A 25464-nucleotide genomic window follows, 5' to 3' on the forward strand; every position below is an offset into this window, starting at 1 on the left:
TCCTCCCGGGGCAGCCGCTTCAGTGCAGGAAATCCTGCATCCGGTAATACGCGCCGACGAACGGCAGGAACCACGCGTGCCCGAAATGGCCGGGCATCGCCGGCCAGTCGAGCTCGCGCCACGGATTCGATGCGGCCATGCCGTACAGCACGTCTGCCATCACGCGGCCCATGTGCACGGACATCTGCACGCCATGGCCGCTATAGCCCATCGAGTAGTAAAGCCCGTCGTGCTGGCCTGCGCGCGGCAGCCTGTCGGCGGTGATGTCGACCAGCCCGCCCCAGCAGTAATCGAGCCGCACGTTCGCCAGTTCCGGGAAATAGCCAGCCATGCCGGCGCGCAGGATCTCGCCGCTTTTCGCATCGGAGCGCGGGCTCGACATCGCGAAGCGCGCGCGGCCGCCGAACAGCAGCCGGTTGTCGGGCGTCACGCGGAAGTAGTTGCCGATCTGCCGCGATGTGACGTACGCACGGCGATGCGGGAACAACCGGTTCAGTTGCGCGTCGGGCAACGGCTCGGTGACGACGATGAAACTGCCGACCGGTGCGATGCGCCGCCGGAACCACGGGAACGGGCCGTGTTGCGACGCACCGGTCGCGACCAGTACGCGATCGGCGACGAGCGTGCCGCGCGTGCAGGTGATCACGTGGCGCTCGCCGTCGATCCGCTCGAGCCGCGTGACGGCCGCGTGTTCGTAGATGCGTGCGCCCGCCCGCACGGCCGCCTGCGCGAGGCCGACGCCGAACTTGCCCATGTGCATCTGCACGCCGTTACGCTGCAACAGCCCGCCGTAAAAGCCGTCCGACGCAATTTCATCGCGGATCCGCGACGGCTCGATCAGTTCGATGTCCGGATCCACGTCACGCCGCAGCGCGTCGAACGTCTTCGCCAGTCCCGCGAAATGCTGCGGCTTCGCGGCGAGCTTCAGCTTGCCGGCACGGCGGAAATCGCAGTCGATCGCATGTTCCGCGACGATCGCCTCGACGCTCTTCACCGCGCTTTCGTACGCGCGATAGAACTGCGTTGCAGACTCGGCGCCGATCCGCGCGGCCAGCGACGCGTAATCCTGCGCGACGCCCGTGTTGCACTGGCCGCCGTTGCGGCCCGATGCTTCGCCGGCGATCTGCGCGGCTTCGAGCACGACGACCGATACGCCGCGCCGCGCCAGCGCGAGCGCCGCCGACAGGCCGGTGAAACCGCCGCCGATCACGGCCACGTCGGCGCGACCTTCGACGGGCCCTTCGCAACCTGCACGAAACGCGGGACGCGTATCCAGCCAGTACGATTCGAATTTCATCGGATCCTTCTCGAGCATTCCGTCGACAGCGATCGGCGATCGCCCGTTGAAAGCCATTTAATCACCGTCAAAAAGCGCGGTTGCCGCGTATTCGCGCGCGGTACACGCACGATTCACCGTTTTGCACGACCGTCGCAGCACACTATGCGGCAACGCTGCTCGCCGCACCGGCGACCGCGACGGACGAACGATTCGGCATGCTACTGACGCACCGGCTGCGCCGTTGCGACGCCCTTCGCCGGCTCGGCCTGGAAGCGCGCGAGATCCGCCTCGCTGCGATGACACAACACCTGCGCGCCATTCTCGAGCGTGCGCAGCGCGGGCGCGGTCCGGTTGCACACGCCGTCCACCCGCATCGCGCAGCGCGACAGGAACGGGCACAGCTCGGCGTCGTCGGCGCTCGCGCCGATCGGCACGAGCGGCCGGTGGCAGCGTTCGGCCGCATCGTCGAGCCAGCCCGCGCGCAATTCCGGCGCGGACGACACGAGCAGATGCGAATACGGGTGATAAGGCGGCGCGCACAGCGCGTCGCGGCTGCCCGTTTCAACGCGGCGGCCCGCGTACAGCACGACGATGTCGTCGCTGATCGCGCGCACTTTCGCGATGTCGTGCGTGATGAACACGTACGACACGCCGAGCTTCGCCTGCAGGTCGCGCAGCAAGTCCATGATCGCGGCGCCGACCACGGTGTCGAGTGCCGACGTGACCTCGTCGCACAGGATCAGGTCGGGCTCGGCCGCGAGCGCACGCGCGAGGTTCACCCGCTGCTTCTGCCCGCCGGACAGCTCGCCGGTGCGCCGCGCGGCCACCGCCTGCGGCAGCCGCACGAGATCGAGCAGCTCGGCGACACGCTGCCGCGCACGCGCGCCCTTGATCCCGTGATAGAACGCAAGCGGCCGTGCGAGCGTGCGCTCGACGGTATGCACCGGGTTGAGCGCGGTATCGGCGTTCTGGAACACGATCTGCACGCGACGGTGCTGCTCCTTGGTGCGCTTGGCTATGTCGAGCGCGAGCGGCTCGCCGTCGAGCAGAATCCGACCGGCCGTCGCCGGCACGAGACCCGCGATCACCTTCGCGAGCGTCGTCTTGCCCGAGCCCGATTCGCCGATCACGCCAACCGTCTGCCCGCGCCCGATGCGCAGGTCCACTTCGTGCAGGATCACCTTCGCGGGCCAGCCTTTCGCGGTCCGGCCGCCGTAGCCGGCGACCGCGCCGCGCACGTCGAGCAGCGGCGCCGGCGCGGCGCTCGCCGCTTTCGCATCGCGTTCGGCATCGGTCGGCGTCACCGCTGCGATCAGGCTTTGCGTGTACGGATGCGTCGGCGCATGCAGGATCTGTTCGGTATCGCCTGCTTCGCGGATCACGCCGTCGCTCAGCACGACGATCCGGTCGGCCATCTGCGCGACCACGGCCAGGTCGTGCGATACGTAGACGGCGCTCATCCCGTAGCGCCGGATCACGCTCTTGAAGGCCTGCAGCACGTCGATCTGCGTAGTCACGTCGAGCGCGGTGGTCGGCTCGTCGAGAATCACCAGCTCCGGATCGGTGATCAGCGCCATCGCGGCCATCAGCCGCTGCAGCTGACCGCCCGACACCTGATGCGGATAGCGTTTGCCGATCGTCTCGGGTTCGGGCAGCGCGAGCGCGCGGAACAGCTCGACCGCCTTCGCCTGCGCGTCGCGCTTCGACAGCGTCTTGTGGATCAGCGCGCTCTCGATCACCTGATCGAGAATCGTGCGCGACGGGTTGAACGCGGCGGCCGCGCTCTGCGCGATGTATGCGACCTTGCGGCCGCGCAGCGCGGCCAGTGCCGGCGCGGGCAACGTGCAGACATCCGTGCCGCCGAGCTTCACCGAACCGCCGGCGATCCGGCAGCCGGCACGCGCATGGCCCATCAGCGACAGCGCGATCGTCGTCTTGCCGGAGCCCGATTCGCCGATCAGCGCGAGCACCTCGCCTCGCCCGATATCGAAGTCGACGCCGTGAACGATCGTCGTTTCCTCGCCGCCCGGCCGGCCGCCGACCACGCGCAGCCCGCGCACCTCGACGAGCGGAGTCGAATCGTGTCGCATCAGTGTTCTCCGGCGGCGACGGCCGCACCCTTGCGGCGGCCGCGATGCGGCAGTCCGTCGATCAACAGGTTGACGCCCACCGTCAGGATCGCGATCGCGACCGCGGGCATGATCGCGACGGCCGAGCCGTCGCCGAGGCTCGCGATGTTCTCGCGCACGAGCGAGCCGAGGTCCGCGTACGGCGGCTGCACGCCGAGCCCGAGAAAGCTCAGGCCGCTCAGCAGCAGCACGACGAACGTGAAGCGCAGCCCGGTATCGGCGAGCATCGGGTGGATCATGTTCGGCAGCATCTCGACGCACGCGATGTACAGCGCGCTTTCGCCGCGCGCACGTGCAACCTGCACGAATTCGAGCGTGCTGATGTTGACGGCCAGCGCGCGCGCGATCCGGTACGAGCCGGGCATGTAGCTGACCGCCGCGGTCAGGACCAGGAGCGGCAGCGACGAGCCGAACGCGGCGACGAACATCAACGCGAACATCTTCGACGGAATCGACGTGAGCGCATCGAGCAGCCGGCTCATCGTCTCGTCGACCGCGCGGCCCGACACGGTCGCGAGCAGCCCGAGCGTCGTGCCGGTCAGCGCGGCAAGCAGCACCGCCGCGAGCGCGAGCAGCACGGTCAGGCGCGTGCCGTACAGGATCCGGCTCAGCATGTCGCGGCCGAGGAAGTCGGAGCCGAACGGCAGCTTCGCGCTGAACGGCGCGAACACGTCCGGCGTGACGATCGCGCCGACGTCGTGCGGCGCGAGCAGCGGCGCGAACGCCGCGATGAACAGCATCAGCGCGACCATCGACAGGCCGACACGGCCGCCGGTCGTCAGTGCCATGCGCGCGGCGCGGCGCTTGGGCGGCTGGTCGGGTGCGGGTGCGGCGGGCGGCGTCGCGCCGCTCCACGGCGGAGGCTGATCGCCGGACGGCGGCAGCGCGCTGCTGCGTTGAACGGGTTCGGTCGGGTGCATGGGCGGCATCTCGGAAGGAGGACGGAACGCTCAGGTCCGCAGTCTCGGGTTCGACACGATCGAGCACAGGTCGGCGAACAGCACGAGCGTCAGGTAGGCGACGCAGAAGATCAGCGTGCACGCCTGGACCAACGGGAAATCGCGGTTGCCGACGGCATCGACCATCAGGCTCGCGAGGCCTGGATAGTTGAAGATCGTCTCGACGACGATCACGCCGCCGAGCAGATACGACAGGCTCAACGCGATCGCGTTGGCAATCGGGCCGATCGCGTTCGGCAGCGCGTGGCGCAGCACGACACGCGCGGGGCTCGCGCCCTTGAGCACGGCCATCTCGACATACGACGCGCTCAGTTGCTCGATCACCGCGGCGCGCGTCATCCGTGCCATCTGCGCGATCACGACCGCGCACAGCGTCAGCACCGGCATCGCGTACGCCCGCAGGAAATCGTGCAGGCTTTCGATCGGGCCGCTGTACGACAGCGCGGACAGCCAGTGCAGCTTCACGGCCAGCACGAGCACGGCGACCGTCGCGATCAGGAATTCAGGCGTCGCGACGAGCGACAGCGTCCCGAGGCTGATCATGCGATCGACCACCGACTCGCGCTTGACCGCCGCGAGGATCCCGAGCAGCAGCGCGATCGGCACCGACACGGCGGTCGTGATCGCCGCAAGCGCGAGCGATTTCGGCAGGCGCCCGCCGATCATCTCCGACACCGGCATGTCGCCCGACAGCGAGCGGCCGAAATCGCCGTGCAGCAGCCCCGCGAGCCAGTGCAGGTAGCGCACGTGGGCCGGCATGTCGAGGCCGAACTGCTGACGCAGCGCGGCGACCGTCTCCGGGGTCGCGGACTGGCCGAGCGCGGCCTGCGCGGCGTCGCCCGGCAGCAGGTTCGTGATCGTGAAGATGATCGCGGACACGATCAGCAGCGTCAGCGCGGTGACCGCAATGCGCCGGCCGATCAGCCCGAGCAGGATTCGATTCATGAAGCGGCACTCCGGAAAAGGTCGCGCGCGGCCGGTGCAGTCGCCCGCACCGGCCGCGCGGCGGCGGCATGCACCGGGCTCAGGCGTTCCACCACACGTGCTCGGCGAACATGAAGCCCATCATTCCACCGGTCGGGATCGAACCGAGGCCCGCGAGCCGCTTGTCGTAGCCGTCGAGGAAGCTGATGAAGGCCGGAATGCCGACCCGGCACTGCTGCGCGACGAGCACCTGCATGTCGCCGTACATCTGCTTGCGCTTCGCGTCGTCGGTTTCCGAACGCGCGGCGAGCAGCAACTGGTCGAACTTCGCGTTCTTCCAGCCCGATTCGTTCCACGGCGCATCGGACTTGAAGAACTGCGTGAACACCACGTCGGCGCTCGAGCGCGGGTTGATGTTGCCGAAGCCGAGCGGATGCTTCATCCAGTGGTTCGACCAGTAGCCGTCGGGCGATACGCGGTTCACCTGCAGGTTCAGCCCGATCTTCTGGCCGGCCTGCTGCAGCAGCACGGCCATTTCGATCGACCCGTTCGCGTCGGACGTCGCATAGATCGGCGGCAGCGTGACGCCCAGCGCGCCCGCCTTCTGGAACAGGAACTTCGCCTTGTCCGGATCGTGCGGCCGCTGCGGCAGCGACGCGTTGAAATAGCGATGCCCCGGCGGGATCGGCTGGTCGTTGCCGATCACCGCGTAGCCGCGAAACACCGCCGAGCGGATCTGCTCGCGATCGAACAGGTACTTCATCCCTTCGACGAAATCCGGATTCGCGGTGATCGGGTTGTCGCTACGCACGATCAGATCGGTATAGAGCCCCGACTTGGTTTCCTGCAACGCATAGCCCGGCGTCGACGCCACCCGCTGCGTCGAGCGCGGATCGATCGCGTTGATCAGGTGCACGTCGCCCGACAGCAGCGCGTTCAGGCGCGCGGCGCTGTCGCTGATGCCGATCAGCTCGATCTCGTCGAGGTACGGCATCCCCGGCTTGAAGTAGCTGTCGTTTCGCACGCCGACGGTCGACACGCCCGGCTTGAACGACTTCAGCTTGTACGGGCCGCAACCGATGCCGGTGCTGAAGTCGGTCGTGCCGTCCTTGACGATCACGAGCTGCGGCGTCGCGAGGATCACCGGCAGGTCGGCGTTCGCGCTGACGAGCGTGAGCGTGACCTCGTCCGGGCCGCTCGCCTTCGCATCGGCGAACTGATCGGCGAGCGGCTTGACCTTCGACGCGGTGGCCGCGTTCTTGTGGCGCATCAGCGAGAACACCACATCGGCCGGCCCGACCGGCTTCCCGTCGTGGAACGTGACGCCCTTGCGCAGCTTGATGATCCACGTCTTCGCGTCGGTCGTCTGCAACGACTGGGCGAGGTTCATCTGCGGCGTCAGGCTCGCATCGAGCTGCGTGAGGCCGCTATAGAACATGAAGAAACGAATGTAGTCGGCGCCCGTCGAGCCCTTGGCGGGGTCGAGCGTATCGGCCGTCGAACTCGATTCGTTCGCGACACGGATCTTGCCGCCGCGCTTCGGTGCCGGCGCGGCGAACGCGGACTGCGCGTCCATCAGCAGCCCGCCGCCGCCGACGGCCATCATGCCGCTCGCCGCCATGACCCGCATCATGTCGCGGCGCGTGAAGCCGCCCTTGCCGCCGTTGTCGATATCGTCGCTCATCCGAACTGCTCCTGACTGTGGAAAGTGGGTCCTGGGGTCCAGCGTGGTTCGAGAAACCCGTCGCGGCCGCGTGCTGGTAGCGGGCGCGACGTCATGCGCATTGAGTTCATTTAAGCATCGCCAAAATGCGGGTTGTCGCGATTCGGGGCGGCTGCACCACACGATTCGACCGTTTTGGGCCACCTGCGCAGCATGATTTGCTGCGTGAGCGCACCTGCCGGCGTTTGCGCGATGCGATGCCGCGACGGTCGGGGTAACGGTGGCACGGCGACGGAAGTGATCAAGCGACGCACGCGGCGAATTGCGCCGACAACACTGCCGGCTCGGCATCGCTAACGCCTTCGGCCCGCGCAGGCAGCGTGCTCCTGTCGAACCGACGGCCGTGCGATCTCGCGGCGCCTTCCAGTGCCTCCGCACGAAAATTCAGATGATTGCGTTGTGCTTTCGAACCGACCTGCCGCCGCACCGGTGCACGGCGCCGCGCCATGCGAACGCCGAGACGCCCCGCGCGATCCGGTCTACGGCGCGTTCTGGATCGGCGTATGCAAATTCATGCCGGGTATTTGCCGGCGCAACGTGACAGAGTCGGAGACGACGCAGCCTTCGTGTGCGGCGCGCATGGATTTGCCGGGGATGGTGAAGGCGCCGGCCAGGTCGGCGCGGGCGCGACGCGTTGCTGCGCCGCGCATGCCGGCGAGCGTGACGAGGGATGACACGCGCGGCGCACGTGTCGATGCGATCTTGCAGCGCTGCCGGCATGCCGCGTGCGGCGGTGATCCCCAACGTCGCGGCACGCCGGCAACGCGCCGCGCGCTTACAGGCCGAGCTGCGTCGCGAGATGGCCGATGTCCGACACTTCGTAATAGTTGTAGAACGGCGTACCGGGCTCGTGGCCGCGATTGACGAACGCCTTGTGCCTGATCCCGAGATCCTCGGCCGTCATCAGGTCGTAGCGCAGGCTCGACGACACGTGCAGCACGTCCTCCGGCTTGCAGCCGAGCTGGCCGAACATGTATTCGAAGCCCTGCATGCGCGGCTTGTACGACTGCGCCTGCTGCGCGGTGAACACCGCATGAAACGGCGCGCCGAGCTTGTCGACGTTGCTCATGATCTGGTCGTCCGACGCGTTCGACAGGATCACGAGCTTGTACTTCGTGGCGAGCCGCGAGAGCCCGGCCGGCACGTCCGGATGCGGCCCCCACGTCGGCACCGCCTGATAGAAGCGCTCCGCCTCCGCCTCGTCGAACTTCACGCCGACCCGCGCGCAGGTGCGCCGGATCGCGTTGACGACGACGTCGCGGTACGGCTTCCACGCCCCGAGCACCTCGTCGAGCCGATACGCGGCGAACGCGCGCACGAATTCCTCCATCGCGACCGCCGACAACCGGTCCGCGTAGATCTCGCGCGCCAGTTCCGCCATCCGGAAGCGGGTCAGCGTGCCGTAGCAGTCGAACGTGATGAACTTCGGTTCAAATTGGATCATGGTTGGGTCCTGTCGGTGTGAAACCCCGGCAGGGCCGGGGACGGGCTGGGTTCAACGAAATTGAATCAGGGCAAAAAATCCGTCGCACATCGTTCGACGCCGTTCGAAACGCAGATTCGCCGCGTGTTGCACGCCCCGGGCAGCACGATCTGCGGCGCGGTCGCCAGCGGCGGCGCGAGCCGGCCGGCCGGCGGACTTCACGCAACCGCGGCGCGGTAACCGCCCGGCACGGTTCGCCTGCGCGCGGCAGCGCCGCCGCGTTTTTATCGTAGTGTCATTCCCACAGCAGAAGCTGTCGGAATGGCCGGGCGCGCCGGCATGATGCGCGCGTTCGTGCGCGCCGATCGACCCGGTTTGCGTCGATCTCGCACGACCGTCCGCCGACGCCGGAAAACAGGCGAATCGTCCTATCCGCGCCGCAGCGGCACTGGCAGAGTCGATATGTCATTCCTACCCATCCGGAGTCCGGCGTGGCCGACCTCAATTCTTCCAGCACGCTTACCTATCGGCCGTTCGCCGAAACCGACCTGCCCGCCGCGCACCGACTGTCGGAGGCAGTCAAGTGGCCGCACCGGCTCGACGACTGGCGCTTCGCATTCCAGCTCGGCAGCGGCTTCGTCGCCGAGGACGAATCCGGCGTCGTCGGCACCGCGCTCGGCTGGCGCTTCGGCGAATCGCATGCATCGCTCGGCATGGTGATCGTGTCGCCCGAGCGCCAGGGCCGCGGCATCGGCCGCGAACTGCTCGCGCGCGTCGTCGACAGTCTCGGCGCGCGCACGATCTTCCTGCATGCGACACCGTCCGGCGAGCCGCTCTACGTGAAATTCGGCTTCGAGGCGATCGGCACGATCGACCAGCACCAGGGCGCCGCATTCCAGCCGCCGCTGATCTCGCTGCCGCCCGGCGAGCGCCTGCGCCCGCTCGGCACCAACGACGGGCCGCGCCTCGCCGCGCTCGCATCGCGCGCATCGGGCTACCCGCGCGACACGGTGATCGATGCGCTGCTCGACGTCGCCAACGGGATCGCACTCGATCGCGACGGCGAGTTGCTCGGCTTCGCGCTGTTCCGCCGTTTCGGCCGCGGCCACGTGATCGGCCCGGTGATCGCGCCCGACGCGCTGCGCGCGCAGGCGCTGATCAGTCACTGGCTCGCGCTGCACGAGGGCATGTTCGTGCGCCTCGACGTGCCGGGCGACAGCGGGCTGTCGGACTGGCTGCAGGGGCTCGGGCTGCCGCGCGTCGATACTGTCGTCGCGATGGCGCGCGGCGCGGCGCTCGCCCGCGATCCGGCGTTGCGCGCGTTCGCGATCGTCAACCAGGCGCTCGGCTGAGCGGCGCGCAATGAGTTTCCTCTACAAGGCCGACCCGGTGCGCGGCGCGCAATGGGCGCAGCGCTTCGCGCAACAGGCGCCCGACCTCGCGTTCCGGATCTGGCCGGACCTCGGCGATCCGGAGGCCGTGCGCTATCTCGCCGCGTGGCAGCCGCCCGACGATCCGTGCGCGCTGCTGCCGAACCTGGAGATCGTGTTCTCCGTCGGCGCCGGCATCGATCAATTCGACCTGTCGCGCGTGCCCGCGCACATCCCGGTCGTGCGGATGATCGAACCGGGCATCGTCGACGGGATGATCGAATACGTGACGCAGGCCGTGCTGACGATCCATCGCGACCTGTTCGACTACGCGGCGCAGCAGCGCGAGCACGTGTGGCGCGAGAAACCGGTGCGCGCGGCCGCGTCGCGACGCGTCGGCGTGCTGGGGCTTGGCACCCTCGGGCAGGCCGTGCTCGACACGCTGCGGCGCTTCGGTTTCCCGTGCGCCGGCTGGAGCCGTACGCCGCGCACGCTCGACGGCATCGACTGCCATGCGGGCGACGCCGCACTCGATACGTTCCTTGCTCGCACCGACATCCTGATCTGCCTGCTGCCGCTCACCGACGATACGCGCGGCCTGCTCGGCGCGCGCGTGTTCGACGCGCTGCCGGCGGGCGCATCGCTCGTGCAGGTCGGGCGCGGCCCGCAGCTCGACGCGACCGCGCTGCTCGCCGCGCTCGACAGCGGCCGCCTCGACAGCGCGATCCTCGACGTGACGGATCCGGAGCCGTTGCCGGCCGGCCACCCGTTCTGGACGCATCCGCGCATTCGCATCACGCCGCACATCGCCAGCGCGACGCGACCCGACACCGCGGTCGACGCCGTGCTCGCGAACCTCGCGCGCCATCGCGCGGGGCAACCGATGATCGGCGTCGTCGATCGCGCACGCGGCTACTGACGCGCTCGCCCGGCCTGGCGGAGCACGCAGCAGAAAATGCCGAAGCGCCCCGTGCAAACACTGCTTCCGTACGTTTCAGCGCGCAAATTGAAGGCGCGTGCGGATTTCTCGCCCGGTAGCATGACCTCACGCTGACACCCGACGAGAGTCCCGCACTGCCATGAACCAAGCCACGCTGATCGAAGCCGATCGTCAACATCTGATCCACCCTGTCGTCAACTATCGTGCGCACGAGGCGCGCGGCGTCACCGTGCTTGAATCCGCAGAAGGCGTGTTCCTGCGCGACGCCGACGGCCACACGCTGCTCGATGCGTTCTCGGGCCTGTGGTGCGTGAACGTAGGCTACGGCCGCGACAGCATCGTGAAGGCCGCCACCGAGCAAATGGCGAAGCTGCCCTACGCGACCGGCTATTTCCATTTCGGCTCGCAACCCGCGATCGAGCTGGCCGAACGGCTCGCGGCGCTCGCCCCGCCGTCGTTGAACCGCGTGTACTTCACGCTCGGCGGCTCGGATGCGATCGACTCCGCCGTGCGTTTCATCACGCACTATTTCAACGCGACCGGACGCCCGACGAAAAAGCACATGATCGCGCTCGAGCGCGGCTATCACGGCTCGTCGTCGATCGGCGCCGGCCTCACCGCGCTGCCCGCGTTCCACCGTCACTTCGATCTGCCGCGCGCGGACCAGCACCACATTCCGTCACCCTACCCGTATCGCCACCCGCTCGGCGACGATCCGCAGGCGCTGATCGCCGCGTCGGTCGCCGCGCTCGAAGCGAAGGTTGCCGAACTCGGCGCGGACAACGTCGCGGCCTTCTTCTGCGAGCCCGTGCAGGGTTCCGGCGGCGTGATCGTGCCGCCGGCCGGCTGGCTGAAGGCGATGCGCGACGCGTGCCGGCGCCTCGGCATCCTGTTCGTCGCCGACGAGGTGATCACCGGCTTCGGCCGCACGGGCCCGCTGTTCGCGTGCGAGACCGAGCAGGTCGACCCGGACCTGATGACGGTCGCGAAAGGGCTGACCGCCGGCTATGCGCCGATGGGCGCGGTGCTGATGTCCGACGAAATCTACGAAGGGATTGCGGGCAGCCGCGCGGAATCGGCCGCGGTCGGCCACGGCCATACATATTCCGCGCATCCGGTCAGCGCGGCGATCGGCCTCGAAGTGCTGAAGCTCTATCACGAAGGCGGGCTGCTCGCGAACGGCCGGGCGATGGCGCCGCGTTTCGCCGCCGGGCTCGATGCGCTGCGCGCGCATCCGCTCGTCGGCGACGCGCGTTCAACCGGCCTGCTCGGCGCACTCGAACTGGTCGCCGACAAGACGCGCAAGACGCGCTTCGATCCTGCGCTCAACGTGCCCGACCGGGTTGCCGCCGCCGCGTATGCGAACGGCGTGGTGTTTCGCGCATTCGGCGATGGCGTGCTCGGCTTCGCGCCGGCGCTGAGCTTCACCGCGGGCGAATTCGACCTGATGTTCGAGCGCGTGCGCAAGACGCTCGACGATGTGCTGGCCGACGCGGGCGTGCAGCGCGCACTCGACACCGCACACGCGCAACCAGCCTGACCGGCCAAGGGAAAGCCGGGCTTGTGGCGATAATCGTTCGACTCTAAAGTAACCGGACATTCCATTTTTTCCTCTCACGTGAACATGACGGACAGCAAGCTGGATCGCATCGACCTGCGCATCCTCTCCCAGTTGCAAAAGCGCGGCCGCATGACCAACGTCGAACTGGCCGATGCGGTCGGGCTGTCGCCCAGTCCTTGCCTGATCCGCGTGAAGCGGCTCGAGAAGGCCGGCTATATCGGCGGATACGGCGCGCACATCCAGCTCGAGAAACTGGGCGACGTACAGGTCGTGTTTACCGAGGTCACGCTCGCCGACCACCGGCGCGAGGACTTCGACCGTTTCGTCGCGGCGATCCGCAACGTCGACGAGATCGTCGAATGCCACCTCGCGAGCGGCGGCTACGACTATCTGCTCAAGTTCATCACGCGCAGCGTGAGCCATTACCAGACGATCGTCGAAGGGCTGCTCGAGCAGAACATCGGCATCGAGAAATATTTCAGCTACGTCATCATCAAGTCGCCGTTCGTCAAACGGCATTACCCGCTCGAATCGCTGTTCGGCGAACGTCACTGACGGCCAGCGTGCGGCATCCACGAGCGCGGCGGCCCGCCGCCCGCGCGGGGTAGTCGCGCGCGCCGCGGCCATCGTCACCGAATCGCGCCATCCAAGGACCTGTCATGCCGCTTACGCTGTCCCGAACCGAACTCGTTCGCACCGCCAACCTGATCGACGGCGCCTGGCGCGACGCGCTCGACGGCCGCCGCTTCGACGTCACCGATCCGGCGACGCTCGAGACTGTTGCCCATGCGCCCGACAGCAGCGCGGCCGACGCACGCGCCGCGACCGATGCAGCCGCGCGCGCGCTGCCCGCATGGCGCGCGACGCCCGCCCGCGAACGGGCCGCGATCCTGCGCGCATGGCATGCGGCGATCGTCGCGCATACCGACGATCTCGCAAAGCTGATGTCGCGCGAACAGGGCAAGCCGCTCGCCGAAGCGCGCGGTGAAGTCGCATACGGCGCGTCGTACGTGCTGTGGTTCGCCGAGGAAGCCACGCGCGCTTACGGCGATCTGATTCCGCAGCAGCAGCGCGGCAAGCGGCTCAGCGCGGTGAAGGAGCCAATCGGCATCGTCGCCGCGATCACGCCGTGGAATTTTCCGCTCGCGATGATCGCGCGCAAGATCGCACCCGCGCTCGCGGCCGGCTGCACGGTCGTCGCGAAGCCGGCGGAGGACACGCCGCTCACCGCGCTCGCGCTGGCCTTCCTCGCGCAGGAAGCCGGCGTGCCGCCCGGCGTGCTGAACCTGATCGCGGCGTCGCGCGAACGCGGCATCGACGCGGTGGCCGACTGGCTCGCCGACGGCCGCGTGCGCAAGATCACGTTCACCGGATCGACGCCCGTGGGCAAGCTGCTGGCGCGCGAATCGGCGGCAACGCTGAAGAAGCTGTCGCTGGAGCTCGGCGGCAATGCGCCGTTCATCGTGTTCGACGATGCGGAACTCGACGCCGCGATCGACGGGCTGATGGCCGCCAAGTTCCGCAACGGCGGCCAGACCTGCGTGTCGCCGAATCGCGTGTACGTGCAGACCGGCGTCTACGACGCGTTCGCCGCGAAGCTCGCCGCGCGCGTCGCCGCGCTGAAGGTCGCGCCCGCGACCGACCCTGCCGCGCAGATCGGGCCGATGATCAACGCGCGCGCGGTCGACAAGATCGCACGCCACGTCGGCGACGCCATCGAGCGCGGCGCGCGCGTGCTCACCGGCGGCCGGCGCCTGGCCGAACTCGGCCCGAACTATTACGCGCCGACGGTGCTCGTCGACGCCGCCGCCGACATGCAGCTGACGTGCGAGGAAACCTTTGGCCCCGTCGCCGCGCTGTTCCGGTTCGACACGGAGGACGAAGCCGTCGAGGCCGCGAACGACACGCCGTTCGGGCTCGCCGCGTACTTCTACTCGCAGGACGTGCGCCGCATCGCGCGCGTGTTGGCGCGGCTCGAAACGGGCATCGTCGGCATCAACGAAGGCGCGCTCGCGAGCGAGGCCGCGCCGTTCGGTGGCGTGAAGGAATCGGGCTACGGCCGCGAAGGCTCGCGCTACGGCCTCGACGATTACCTGTCGATCAAGTACCTGTGCCAGGGCGGGCTCGACTGATTCCGCGCTACCGCTGCCGTTGCGCTCGCGTCGCGCGGCGTGCCGCGGCCGGCGTCCCCCGGTCGCACACGTTTGCGCCATCCCGTGCGGTCATCGCTTCGCATGCGGGCCTCGATTTCCGGGTAACCGTGCCGTTAACCCGGATTTGACCAGCGCCGCTGCAGTCGCAGCCGGCTTCCCGCACGAGCGCGAGCAATGCCTGCATCCATTTCGATCGAGAAAATTGCCGACTGGGCCGGCCGCAATCACCTGATCGTCGGCGTGCTGGGCACGCTGATGTCGCTCGCGGCGCTCGGCATCAGCGCCGCGACGCTGTGGGCCGCCCGTAGCGAGGTCGTCGGACATGCACACGAGACGTCGCGCAACATCGCGGCCGTGTTGGTCAGCGAGATCGCGCGCACCGTCGAGACGTCCAACAATGCGCTCGTCGCGCTCGCCACCAATCTCGGCAATCCCGCCGTCGCACGCATGGACGCCGGGCTGCGTCATGACGTGCTGTTCGAACGCACGGCCGCGCAATACGTGACCGGCATGGGCGTGACGGACCGCCATGGCCGTTTGATCGACGGCTGTTGCAGCTCGACCCACAACTGGGACTTCAGCGATCGCGACTACTTCAAGGTCCATCGCGATGCAGACAACGTCGGCCTCTACGTGTCCGAGGCGTATCACGCGCGTTCGCGCGGCGGCACGGAATCGATCGCGCTGTCGCGGCGCATCGAGCGGGCGGATCACACGTTCGACGGGATCGCGGTGGTCGCCGTCGACCTCGCCTACTTCGATCGGCTTCTGTCCCGCCTGAATGTCGGTCCGCACGGCGTCAGCGCGATCCTGCGCGCGGACGGCACGATCCTCGCGAGGAACCCGCCGTTGAGCGATCACCAGATGGTCCGCCTGCGCCGCTCGAAGGCGTTCGAGAGAATGGTGAGCCGCGAATCGGGTTTCTATGCCGCGCGCTCGAGCATCGACGGCGTCATGCGGCTTTACACGTTCCAGCGGGTGCCCGGCACGCCGTTGATCGCGGTCGTCGCACCGGCCGAGCATGATGTGCTGGCCGGCACCACGCACCTGACGTGGACGGTCGGTGTGTCCGCGTCCGTCATCGGCGCGCTGTTCTGCGCGGTGGTGTGGCTGCTCGCGTTCGCGCTGCGGGAAAACCTGCGCAAGCAGACGCTGCTCACCGACCTGACGCGCACCGATCCGCTTACGGGCCTGCACAACCGTCGCGCGCTCGATGCCGCGCTCGCCGACGAATGGGCGCGGCTGCAACGCGGCAGCGACGGCAGCCTGTCGGTGCTGTTCATCGACGCCGATCACTTCAAGCAGTACAACGATCGCTTCGGTCATGCGCAAGGCGACACCGCGCTGCGCTTTCTCGCCGAGTGCATTCGCGCGCATACGCGGCGGCGCGGTGATCTTGCCGCGCGCTACGGCGGCGAGGAATTCGTCGTCGTATTGCCCGATACGGATGAAAGCGGCGCCGCGAAAGTCGCCGAAGCGATTCGCCGCGCCGTGGAGCGCAACCGGCTGGACGGGTTCGATGCGACGGTTCCGGCCTTCACGGTCAGCATCGGCTGCGCGACCGGGCACCGTGCGCATCCGCGATCCGTGCACGCGTTGTCGCATCAGGCCGACGTCGCCCTCTATGCGGCGAAGCGCCAGGGCAGAAACCGCGTGTGCCGCGCCGGCGCCGAATCGGTCGCCCAATTGGCTTGACCGTTCCGGATCCGATCGTCTTTTCGACCACGCGCGCATGCGGGATCCAACCTCGCCAGCGGCCCGATTTTCCCCGTCGCGACGTTCAGCAGCACGAATTCACCAGATAGTGAGAAATCGGGCGCATCGACCGCGACCCGAAACAAATCCGTAACGGCTGCGTCACGATCGCCCACGACAATCCGCCATCTTCGACACTCAGGATGGAGCGTTGCATGTTTGCGTCACGAAGCCGTTTCCCGCTGCACGTCGCAGCATTATCGAGCGCGATCGTTCTCGCCGCGTGCGGCGGCGGCGACGATGTCGCGTCGACCGCCGCGACCAGCGCGGCCATGCCGGCCCCGCCAGCCGATCCCGGCTTCGTCGACAGCGCGCCCGTGCCGAGCGTGCCGGCCTTCGTTGACAACATCGCGACCAACCAGCGCGGCGACGCGCGCTATGCGACGCTGTCGACCAACGCGGCCGTGCGCGTGGTGAGCCGCTTCCTGGACCTGTGGCAGCCGGCGACGATGCTCGTCGATGCCGGCGTGAGCGCGCCGGCCAACGGCGCGTTTCCCGCGATCTCGCCGTCGACCTGCTCGGGCCTGCCCGGCAGCGGCACGCCGTGCGGCACGATCCTGAACGACACGGTGCTGGCCGCCAACGTGCAATACGTGATCAACGCAACGACCGCGCGCACGCAACAGCAGGCCGATGCCGCCTACTTCGACGACCGGCGCGGCAAGGGCTACAGCGTGACCGACGGCATGGGCCCGCTCACCGACGCATGGCGCACGGCGGCACAGCAAACGACCAGCATCACGAGCGTGCCCGCCGACGCAACCACGGTGCTGTACAACGACAGCGGCAACAACACCGGCGTCGGCAGCAGCACCAATACGAATTTCGGCAAGGTGGTCGACCTGCTCAACGAAATGGGCACCAACGCGTCGACCGAACCGTCGAAGCGCTTTTACAAGTACGCGCGCCCGTATCGCTGGAGCACGAGCGTCGTCGTCGCGCCGACGCTCGTGCCGGCGGAAAGCACGACGCCCGCGACCGACGGCGGCTTCATCAGCGGCCACGAAGCCGAAGCGATGCGCGATGCGATGACGATGGCGTGGCTCGTGCCGGAACGCTTCCAGGAGATGGTCAGCCGCGGCCTCGAACTGGGCGAGAACCGGATCCTTGCCGGCATGCACTCGCCGCTCGACGTGATCGGCGGGCGCATGCTCGCGCTGGCCGTCAGCGCGGCGAACCTGACCGCGTATGCGAGCGATGCGCAGGCGGCGTACGGTCAGGCCCATCAGGCACTGCAGCAGCTCACCGGGACGACCGACACGACGTTCGCCGCGTTCGCGCATTCGGGTACGGCGACGACCGATCGCTTCGCCGATTACGCGACGAACAAGGCCGCCTTCGCGCGCCGCATGACGTTCGGCTTCGGCGCGATCGAATCGACCGGCGCACCGCCCGTCGTGCCGAAGGGCGCGGAGATCCTGCTGCAGACGCGTTTCCCCTACCTGAGCGCCGACCAGCGTCGCGTCGTGCTGAAGACGACCGAAATATCGTCCGGCTATCCGGTGATGGACGATGCGGAAGGCTGGGGCCGCCTGAACCTGTTCGCCGCCGCCGACGGTTACGGCGCGTTCAACGGCAACGTGATCGTGTCGATGAATGCGTCGCAAGGCGGGCTGAATGCGGCCGACCTGTGGCGCAACGACATCGCGGGCGCCGGCAAGCTGACGCTGCAAGGCACCGGCACGCTGACGCTTGCCGGCAACAACAGCTACACGGGCGGCACGCAGGTGAGCGGCGGCACGCTCGCGGCAGCATCGGCCACTGCGTTCGGCAACGGCGACGTATACGTCGGTTCCGGCGGCAGCGTGAAGATCGCCGCCGCCGCGCCTGTGACGGTCGCGACGCGCTACACGCAGCTCGACAACACAACGCTCGAACTCGACATCGACGGCAACGGCGGCGGGCGCTTGCGCGTGGGCGGCCCGCTCGCCGTCGCCGGCGGCACGCTGCACGTGAAGTTCGTGAACCGCTATACGCCGAAGGCCGGCGACACGATCGTGCTGATCGACGGCGCGGCGGCTTCCGCGAAGTTCGCGACGGTGACCGTCGACGGATTCAACGCGACGCCGGTGTATACGGCGACCGGCGTGTCGGTCAGATTGTCGGCATCGTAATGTCCGCATCCCGTGCGGCCAGCCGCGCGGGCGCTCACTGTTTCGAAACGTCCGGGACGTGCATGACGGGCCGCCGGGAAGGAACGATTCGCTGCCGTCGGTCAGCACCGACTCCGTCGTGACGAACGAGGTTCATGCCGCAGGCGCGGCACGCATCTTGCTCACCGCAACGCGGATTCAACGGACCGACGGGCAGCGACGTGGCGAGCAAACCGGGCGACATTCACATAGGCATTTCGGGCTGGCGCTACGATGGCTGGCGGGGCACCTTCTACCCTGAAGGGTTGAAGCAGGCAGCCGAACTGCGATACGCGTCAACCCGGATGCAGACGATCGAAATCAACGGTACCCACTACAGCCTGCAATCGCTCGACAGCTGGCGACGCTGGTACGACGAAACGCCGCCCGGTTTTACGTTCAGCGTGAAGGGCTCGCGCTATCTGACGCACATGCTGCGCTTTCGCGACGAAACCGCGATGGTCGCATGCGCGAACTTTTTCGCGCAGGGTCTCCTCGCGCTCAAGGACAAGCTCGGGCCGATACTCTGGCAATTTCCGCCGTCGCTGCGATTCGACCCCGACCACATCGCGCGCTTCCTCGGCATGCTGCCTCACGATACCGAAGCCGCGCTGACGCTTGCGAAGCGGCACGATGCGCGCGTGAAGACGCCTTATCTTCAGATCGATCGCAAGCGCGCGTTGCGGCACGCGATCGAAGTGCGCCACGCGAGCTTCGTCGACCCGGCGTTCGTGCAACTGCTGCGCCGTCACAAGGTCGCCCTCGTGGTCTCCGATTCGACCGAGCCGTGGCCGCAATTCGAAGACTTGAGCGCGGCCTTCGTCTACATGCGGCTGCACGGCACCGAAACGAAATACTCGGGCGAATACTCGGATGCCGCGCTCGACCGCTGGGCGGCCAGGATCGATTCATGGTGCCGCGGCACGCAGCCCGCCGATGCGCATCTCGCAGCACCGGAGCTGCCGCCGCCGCGCGCGCGAACGCGCGATGTGTATTGCTACTTCGACAACGACGTGAAAACACGCGCGCCGTTCGACGCGCAGCGCCTGATGGAACGCCTCGGGCTGCATGCGCGCGAAGCGGCGGCTGGATAAAAGAGCATGCCGCGTGACGGCCCTGCGCACGACGAACCCGAACCGCAAGGAGAAAAGCGATGACGCTGCTTATCTATCTGCTCGGCTGGATCATTTTCATCGCCGGCGTCGCATGGGGATTGATGACGCTGCACGTATCGCAACACATCATCGAGATCGTTGCCGTCATTCTGTTCGGCATCGCCGTCATCACCGGCGCGACGCGCGCACGCAATCGCGACCGGACATAGCGCAATCGCGTCGCCGCCCGCCCGGATGCCCTCACCCACGCGCCACCGCGATGCCATCGAGTTCCCGCACCGCATCGTCCGGCAACGCCAGCGCGCCAGCGGCGAGGTTCTCGCGCAGATGCGCCACCGACGACGTTCCCGGAATCAGCAGGATGTTCGGTGCGCGGTGCAGCAGCCATGCGAGCGCGGTCTGCATCGGCGTTGCACCGAGCCGCGTGGCGACCGCATCGAGCGTCGACGACTGCAACGGATTGAACCCGCCGAGCGGAAAGTACGGTACGTACGCGATGCCGTCGCGCGCCAGCGCATCGACCAGATCGTCGTCATCGCGGTGCGCGAGGTTGTAATGATTCTGCACGCAGACGATGTCGCAGATCCGCCGGCCCTCGGCGATCTGGGCGGCCGTCACGTTGCTGAGCCCGATGTGCCGCACGAGGCCCTGGCGCTGCAACTCGGCCAGTGCGGACAACGGCGCCTCGATCGAGCCCTCGGCCGGCCCGTGCACGTCGAACATGATCCGCAGATTGACAACGTCGAGCACGTCGAGGCCCAGATTGCGCAGATTGTCGTGCACGGCGGCGGACAGCGCGTCGGCGGAGAAAGCCGGCAGCCATGAACCGTCCGCGCCGCGCCGCGCGCCGATCTTGGTCACGATCAGCAGATCGTCGCGATACGGATGCAACGCTTCGCGGATCAACTGGTTCGTCACATGCGGGCCGTAAAAATCGCTGGTATCGATGTGGTCGACGCCCGCTTCGACGGCTTCGCGCAGCACGGCGAGCGCCGCGTCGCGATCCTTCGGCGGACCGAACACGCCGGGGCCGGCCAGTTGCATCGCGCCATAGCCGAGGCGATGAACGCGTCGGCCCGCGATCGGGAACGTGCCGGATTGAACGACGGCGGACATGATCGTGCTCCTGTATCGAATGAATGAACCGCAGGTTACGCCACGTCGGGCTGCGCGATAATCGGCCATAATCCGCACAACCCGTACGAAAAGGCGAACAATGCAAGTCGATCTCGGCGATCTGAACGCGTTCGTGGCGGTAGCGCGCGCGAAGGGCTTCCGCGAAGGCGCACGCACGATGGGCGCGAGCGCATCCGGCCTGAGCGAGGCGGTGCGGCGGCTGGAAGCGCAACTCGGCGTGCGGCTGCTGCACCGCACGACGCGCAGCGTGTCGCCGACCGAGGCCGGCGAGCGCCTGCTCGCGCGGCTCACGCCGGCGCTGAGCGAGGTGGAGGCGGCGCTCGACGTGGTGAACACGTTCCGCGAGAAGCCGGTCGGCACGCTGAAGCTCAATGTTCCGATGAGCGCGGCGCGGCTCGTGCTGCCGTCGATCGTCCCGCGCTTTCTCGACGCGTATCCGGAGATCCGGCTGGAGGTCGTGGCCGACGAGAACTTCGTCGATATCCTCGCGGCCGGTTGCGACGCGGGCATCCGCTACGACGAACGCCTCGAACAGGACATGATCGCCGTACCAATCGGCCCGCGTTCCCAACGCTTCGCGACCGCCGCGGCGCCCGCCTATCTCGACCGGCGCGGGCGGCCCGCCCATCCGCGCGACCTGCTCGATCACGCCTGCCTGCGCGGCCGCTTCGCAAGCGGCGCGATGCCGGCGTGGGAGTACGAGCGCAACGGCGAAGTGGTGCGCGTGGAGCCGTCGGGGCCGCTCGTCGTGCAGATCGGCGGCGCGATCGATCTCGTCGTGGATGCCGCCTGCGCGGGGCTCGGCATCGTCCATCTGTACGAAGACTGGCTTCGCCCGCAACTCGAGAGCGGCGCGCTCGAGCCCGTGCTCGACGGCTGGTGGCGGCCGTTCTCGGGCCCGTATCTCTACTATCCGGGGCGACGCTTCGTGCCGGCCCCGCTGCGCGCGTTCGTCGATTTCATCAAGGCGGCCGCGCAGTAGAGCGGCGCGTCATCGCCGGTTCGATCGCGACACCACGTCGATCCACACGGCGAGCACCAGCACCGCGCCCTTGACGATCATCTGCCAGTACGCATCGACATCGAGCATCGACATCCCGTTGTCCAGGCTCGCCATCACGAGCGCGCCGATCAGCGCGCCGTAGACGGTACCCGATCCGCCGCGCATCGACGTGCCGCCGATGAAGCATGCGGCAATGGCATCGAGCTCGCCCATCGTGCCGGCCGACGGCGAACCGGCCGCGAGCCGCGCGGTGTTGACGATCCCCGCGAACGCGCACATCAGCCCCATCAGCGCGAAGATGGCGAGCTTCACGCGATCGGTGTCGACGCCCGACAGGCGCGTCGCCTCCAGATTCGAGCCGACCGCGTAGATGCGCCGGCCGAACACGGTCTGCGTCGCGATCCACGAGAACGCGCCAAGCAACGCGAGCAGCAGCAGCACGGGCACGGGAATGCCGCCGTAGCGGTCGAGCGTCGCGACAAACGCGAACAGCACGGCGCCGGCGCCCACGACCTTCACGACGTCCTGCCACAGCGGTGCGACCGCAAGGCGGTAACGATGCCGCGTACCGCGCTGCCGGACGACCAGCAGCGCGACGAGCGCGAACAGCAGGACCGCGAGCCCGTCGCCGGCCGCGCGCGGCAGATAGCCCTGCCCGATGAACACGAAGCCGTCGGACACGGGCGCAATCGTCGAGCCGCCCGTCACGCCGAGCAGGATGCCGCGAAACGCGAGCATCCCGCCCAGCCCGACGATGAACGACGGCACGCGCCGGTAGGTCGACCACCAGCCGTTGAACAGCCCGACCAGCACGCCGAGCGCAAGCACGGTCGGCACCGTCGCCGCGACGGGCCAGTGGCGGTTCACGTCGAGGATCGCCGCGACGCCGCCGAGCAGCCCGAGCAGCGATCCGACCGACAGGTCGATCTCGCCCGCGATGATCACGAACACCATCCCGCACGCTAGCATTCCGGTGATCGACATCTGCCGCAGCAGGTTCGACACGTTGCGCGGCGTGACGAACGCGCCGTCGGTCAGCACCGAGAAAAACATCCAGATCGCCGCGACTGCGAACAGCAGGGCGAGCACCTTGTAGCGCACGAAAATCTGGCGCAGCGGACGGCCACGTGCGCGACGCGCGTCTGCGTCCGGCGGCACGGCGGAAGAGGAAGAAAGTTCGGTATTCATGTGGCACTCGCTGCAATGGGTTCGGCCGGCCGCCGCGCGGGGGTCAGCGCGGCGCCGAGTATCTGTTCCTGCGTCAGTCCGTCGTTGACGAAATCGCCGCGCAGTTCGCCTTCGCCGATCACGAGCACGCGATCGGCCAGCCCGAGCACTTCCGGCAACTCCGACGACACGACGATCAGCGCGACGCCGCGCTTCGCGAGCGCGAAGATCAGCCGGTAGATCTCGGCCTTGGCGCCCACGTCTACGCCGCGGGTCGGCTCGTCGAGGATCAGCACCTGCGGGTCGGCCAGCAGCATCCTGGCGAGCACCGCCTTCTGCTGGTTGCCGCCGGACAGGCTCGCGATCGGCAGAAACGGGTGTGCGGCACGCACCGACAGCCGCTGCATCTCGGTACGAATCGCGTCGAGCTCGGCGGCCGCGTCGATCCGCCCGCGCGCGGCGAAACGGCGCAGCACCGACAGCGTGATGTTGTGGCCGACGCCGAGCTGCGGCACGATCCCGTGACGCTTGCGATCCTCGGGCACCATCGCGATGCCCGCGCGGATCGCATCGGCCGGCGCGCGAATCGCAAGGGGCTGGCCGTTCATCCGCACGGTCGCCGTGCTCGCGCCCGGATACGCACCGAAGATCGCCTGCATCAGCTCGGTGCGGCCCGCGCCGACGAGCCCGGCGACACCGAGGATCTCGCCGCGCCGCACGCTGAACGACACGTCGTCGACGCGCTTGCGGCGCGGGTTCGCCACGTCGTGACAGGTCACGTTGCGCACGTCGAGCACGACGTCGCCGATCTCGTGCGGCTCGCGCGGATACAGGTTGCGGATCTCGCGGCCGACCATCATCGCGATGATCCGGTCGGTGGTCATCCCGTGCATCGGCTCGGTCGCGACGTGGCGGCCGTCGCGGATCACGGTCACGGTGTCGCACACCGCATCGACTTCGTCGAGCTTGTGCGAGATGTACACGCACGCGACGCCGCGCCGCTTCAGGTCGCGCACGATGTCGAGCAGGATGCGCGTTTCCGCCGCGCTCAGCGACGACGACGGTTCGTCGAGAATCAGCAGCTTCGCGCGCTTGTTAAGCGCCTTCGCGATCTCGATCAACTGTTGATGGCCGCCGCCGTAGTTCATCACCGGCTGTGCGACGTTGATCGCGTCGATGCGCAGCTCGCGCAGCAGTGCCTCGGAACGCCGCACCATCTCAGCGTAGTGCATGCGCCCGCCGGGCAGCGTGATCTCGTTGCCGAGAAAGATGTTCTCGGCAACCGACAGCTCGGGCACCAGCATCAGTTCCTGGTGAATGATGACGATGCCCGCGCGCTCCGTGTCGCGCACGCCGGACGCGACGAGCGGCGCGCCCTCCCAATGGATCTCGCCGTCCCACGTGCCGTGCGGGTAGACGCCCGACAGCACCTTCATCAGCGTCGACTTGCCGGCGCCGTTCTCGCCGCACAGCCCGACGCATTCGCCGGGGCGCACGGTCAGGTCGATGCCGTCGAGCGCCTTCACGCCGTCGAATGCCTTGACGATGCCGCGCATCGTCAGCAAGGGTTCGGTCATACGTTCATTGCCTCGCAGTAAGCACGCGGCCGGCCGCACACCCGGCCGGCCACGCACATCCTGCCCGTCGTGCCGTTACTGGCTCGCGAGCTGGGCCTGGGTATAGAAGCCGTCCTTCACGACGACGTCGACGTTGCGCTTGGTCAGCAGCGTCGGCTGCAGCAGCACCGTGTCGACCTTCTTCTTCCCGTTGTCATACTGCGCGTTGAACGCGGGCTTCGTGCCCTTCGCGAGGTCGACCGCGAGCTTCGCGGCTTCGCTCGCGATCAGCTTCAGCGGCTTGTAGACGGTCATGGTCTGCGTGCCGGCGATCACGCGCTTGACCGCCGCGAGGTCCGCATCCTGCCCCGACACCGGCACCTTGCCGGCCAGGTGCTGCGCGGCGAGCGCCTGGATCGCGCCGCCCGCGGTGCCGTCGTTCGATGCGACGATCGCGTCGATCTTGTTGTTGTTCGCGGTCAGCGCATCCTCGACGATGCGCAGTGCGGTCGATGCGCTCCATTCGGGCACCCACTGCTGGCCGACGACCTTGATGTCGCCGCGATCGATCGCCGGCTTCAGCACCTTCAACTGGCCCTCGCGCAGCATCTTCGCGTTGTTGTCGGTCGGCGCGCCGCCGAGCAGGAAATAGTTGCCCTTCGGCTTCGCGTCGAACACGCCCTGCGCCTGCAGTTCGCCGACCTTCTCGTTGTCGAACGAGATGTACGCGTCGACGTCCGCATCGAGGATCAGGCGGTCGTACGACACGACCTTGATGCCGGCTTTCCTCGCTTCGGCGACGACGTTGCCGAGCGTCTTCGAATTGAACGGCACGATCACGATCACGTCGACGCCGCGCGAGATCAGGTTCTCGATCTGCGAAATCTGCCGCTCCTCGCTCGCATCGGCCGACTGCACCGACACTTTCGCGCCGAGCTTCGTCGCGGCCGCGACGAAATAGTCGCGATCGCGCGACCAGCGCTCGACGCGCAGGTCGTCGATGCAGAAGCCGATCTCGGGCTTGTCCTTGCTCGCATGCGCGAGCGGAGCGCCCAGCACGAAGAGCGCCAGCGCCGCGGCGCCGGCAAGGGAACTCAATACGGTACGACGCGTCACGGATTTCATGTCTCCACTCCTT

General features: G+C 68.0%; 21 protein-coding genes. 10 read left to right on the forward strand and 11 right to left on the reverse strand.

Features of this window, described 5'->3' with window-relative positions:
• Nucleotides 1-19: 19 nt before the first annotated feature.
• The 7 genes from WI26_RS28845 to WI26_RS28880 all read right to left on the reverse strand — a co-directional run bounded on the left by WI26_RS28845 (nt 20) and on the right by WI26_RS28880 (nt 8458).
• Nucleotides 20-1297 carry an NAD(P)/FAD-dependent oxidoreductase gene (locus WI26_RS28845; RefSeq protein WP_069228359.1) on the reverse strand — a complete coding sequence of 426 codons (1278 nt, stop codon included), beginning with the start codon at nt 1295-1297 and terminating at the stop codon, nt 20-22.
• Between the two features lie 200 nt (nt 1298-1497).
• Entirely contained in the window at nt 1498-3369 is a 1872-nt protein-coding gene (locus tag WI26_RS28850; protein WP_069228107.1) for an ABC transporter ATP-binding protein, read from the reverse strand.
• On the reverse strand, nt 3369-4328 hold the full coding sequence (locus WI26_RS28855; protein WP_069228108.1) for an ABC transporter permease: 960 nt from the start codon (nt 4326-4328) through the stop codon (nt 3369-3371). Before WI26_RS28855 ends, WI26_RS28850 begins: the two co-directional genes overlap by 1 nt.
• Before the next feature lie 30 nt (nt 4329-4358).
• Entirely contained in the window at nt 4359-5312 is a 954-nt protein-coding gene (locus WI26_RS28860; RefSeq protein WP_059510498.1) for an ABC transporter permease, read from the reverse strand.
• A 79-nt stretch (nt 5313-5391) separates the two neighbouring features.
• On the reverse strand, nt 5392-6975 hold the full coding sequence (locus WI26_RS28865) for an ABC transporter substrate-binding protein (protein WP_059539292.1): 1584 nt from the start codon (nt 6973-6975) through the stop codon (nt 5392-5394).
• Nucleotides 6976-7493: 518 nt separating this feature from the next.
• On the reverse strand, nt 7494-7691 hold the full coding sequence (locus tag WI26_RS28875) for a hypothetical protein (RefSeq protein ID WP_069228110.1): 198 nt from the start codon (nt 7689-7691) through the stop codon (nt 7494-7496).
• 98 nt (nt 7692-7789) lie between these two features.
• The gene (locus WI26_RS28880) at nt 7790-8458 is read right to left on the reverse strand and encodes a haloacid dehalogenase type II (protein WP_069228111.1); all 669 of its coding nucleotides are present in this window, start codon (nt 8456-8458) and stop codon (nt 7790-7792) included.
• 470 nt (nt 8459-8928) lie between these two features.
• Between WI26_RS28880 and WI26_RS28885 the strand changes: the two genes are divergently transcribed.
• The 9 genes from WI26_RS28885 to WI26_RS32820 all read left to right on the forward strand — a co-directional run bounded on the left by WI26_RS28885 (nt 8929) and on the right by WI26_RS32820 (nt 19672).
• Nucleotides 8929-9789, forward strand: coding sequence for a GNAT family N-acetyltransferase (locus tag WI26_RS28885; protein WP_069228112.1), 861 nt, complete (start codon nt 8929-8931; stop codon nt 9787-9789).
• Between the two features lie 10 nt (nt 9790-9799).
• Nucleotides 9800-10726 (forward strand): 2-hydroxyacid dehydrogenase, encoded by a 927-nt coding sequence (locus tag WI26_RS28890; protein ID WP_069228113.1) that lies wholly within the window; start codon nt 9800-9802, stop codon nt 10724-10726.
• A 160-nt stretch (nt 10727-10886) separates the two neighbouring features.
• Nucleotides 10887-12287, forward strand: a complete 1401-nt coding sequence (locus WI26_RS28895; RefSeq protein ID WP_069228114.1) for an aspartate aminotransferase family protein — start codon at nt 10887-10889, stop codon at nt 12285-12287.
• An 84-nt stretch (nt 12288-12371) separates the two neighbouring features.
• Nucleotides 12372-12863: an Lrp/AsnC family transcriptional regulator gene (locus WI26_RS28900; RefSeq protein ID WP_006749694.1), complete on the forward strand. Its 492-nt coding sequence runs from the start codon at nt 12372-12374 to the stop codon at nt 12861-12863.
• A 104-nt stretch (nt 12864-12967) separates the two neighbouring features.
• Nucleotides 12968-14440: an NAD-dependent succinate-semialdehyde dehydrogenase gene (locus tag WI26_RS28905; protein WP_069228115.1), complete on the forward strand. Its 1473-nt coding sequence runs from the start codon at nt 12968-12970 to the stop codon at nt 14438-14440.
• Nucleotides 14441-14635: 195 nt separating this feature from the next.
• Nucleotides 14636-16156: a sensor domain-containing diguanylate cyclase gene (locus WI26_RS28910; RefSeq protein WP_060189148.1), complete on the forward strand. Its 1521-nt coding sequence runs from the start codon at nt 14636-14638 to the stop codon at nt 16154-16156.
• 215 nt (nt 16157-16371) lie between these two features.
• Complete coding sequence (locus WI26_RS28915) at nt 16372-18330, forward strand: phosphatase PAP2 family protein (RefSeq protein WP_069228116.1); 1959 nt, start codon at nt 16372-16374, stop codon at nt 18328-18330.
• A 134-nt stretch (nt 18331-18464) separates the two neighbouring features.
• Entirely contained in the window at nt 18465-19442 is a 978-nt protein-coding gene (locus WI26_RS28920) for a DUF72 domain-containing protein (RefSeq protein WP_081334401.1), read from the forward strand.
• Between the two features lie 59 nt (nt 19443-19501).
• The gene (locus WI26_RS32820; RefSeq protein WP_162999306.1) at nt 19502-19672 is read left to right on the forward strand and encodes a hypothetical protein; all 171 of its coding nucleotides are present in this window, start codon (nt 19502-19504) and stop codon (nt 19670-19672) included.
• Nucleotides 19673-19703: 31 nt separating this feature from the next.
• Here the strand turns inward: WI26_RS32820 and WI26_RS28925 are convergent, their stop codons facing one another.
• A complete protein-coding gene (locus tag WI26_RS28925; RefSeq protein WP_069228118.1) occupies nt 19704-20579 on the reverse strand; it encodes an aldo/keto reductase family oxidoreductase in 876 nt (291 codons plus the stop codon).
• 100 nt (nt 20580-20679) lie between these two features.
• Between WI26_RS28925 and WI26_RS28930 the strand changes: the two genes are divergently transcribed.
• Nucleotides 20680-21582, forward strand: a complete 903-nt coding sequence (locus tag WI26_RS28930) for a LysR family transcriptional regulator (RefSeq protein ID WP_059510510.1) — start codon at nt 20680-20682, stop codon at nt 21580-21582.
• A 9-nt stretch (nt 21583-21591) separates the two neighbouring features.
• Here the strand turns inward: WI26_RS28930 and WI26_RS28935 are convergent, their stop codons facing one another.
• From WI26_RS28935 to xylF, 3 genes are all read right to left on the reverse strand, one after another.
• The gene (locus WI26_RS28935; protein WP_069228119.1) at nt 21592-22791 is read right to left on the reverse strand and encodes a sugar ABC transporter permease; all 1200 of its coding nucleotides are present in this window, start codon (nt 22789-22791) and stop codon (nt 21592-21594) included.
• Entirely contained in the window at nt 22788-24347 is a 1560-nt protein-coding gene (gene xylG / locus WI26_RS28940) for a D-xylose ABC transporter ATP-binding protein (RefSeq protein ID WP_069228120.1), read from the reverse strand. Before xylG ends, WI26_RS28935 begins: the two co-directional genes overlap by 4 nt.
• A 75-nt stretch (nt 24348-24422) precedes the next feature.
• Nucleotides 24423-25451 carry a D-xylose ABC transporter substrate-binding protein gene (gene xylF / locus WI26_RS28945; RefSeq protein ID WP_059510513.1) on the reverse strand — a complete coding sequence of 343 codons (1029 nt, stop codon included), beginning with the start codon at nt 25449-25451 and terminating at the stop codon, nt 24423-24425.
• Nucleotides 25452-25464 lie beyond the last annotated feature (13 nt).

This window comes from Burkholderia diffusa, from assembly GCF_001718315.1.
Lineage (GTDB): Bacteria > Pseudomonadota > Gammaproteobacteria > Burkholderiales > Burkholderiaceae > Burkholderia > Burkholderia diffusa_B.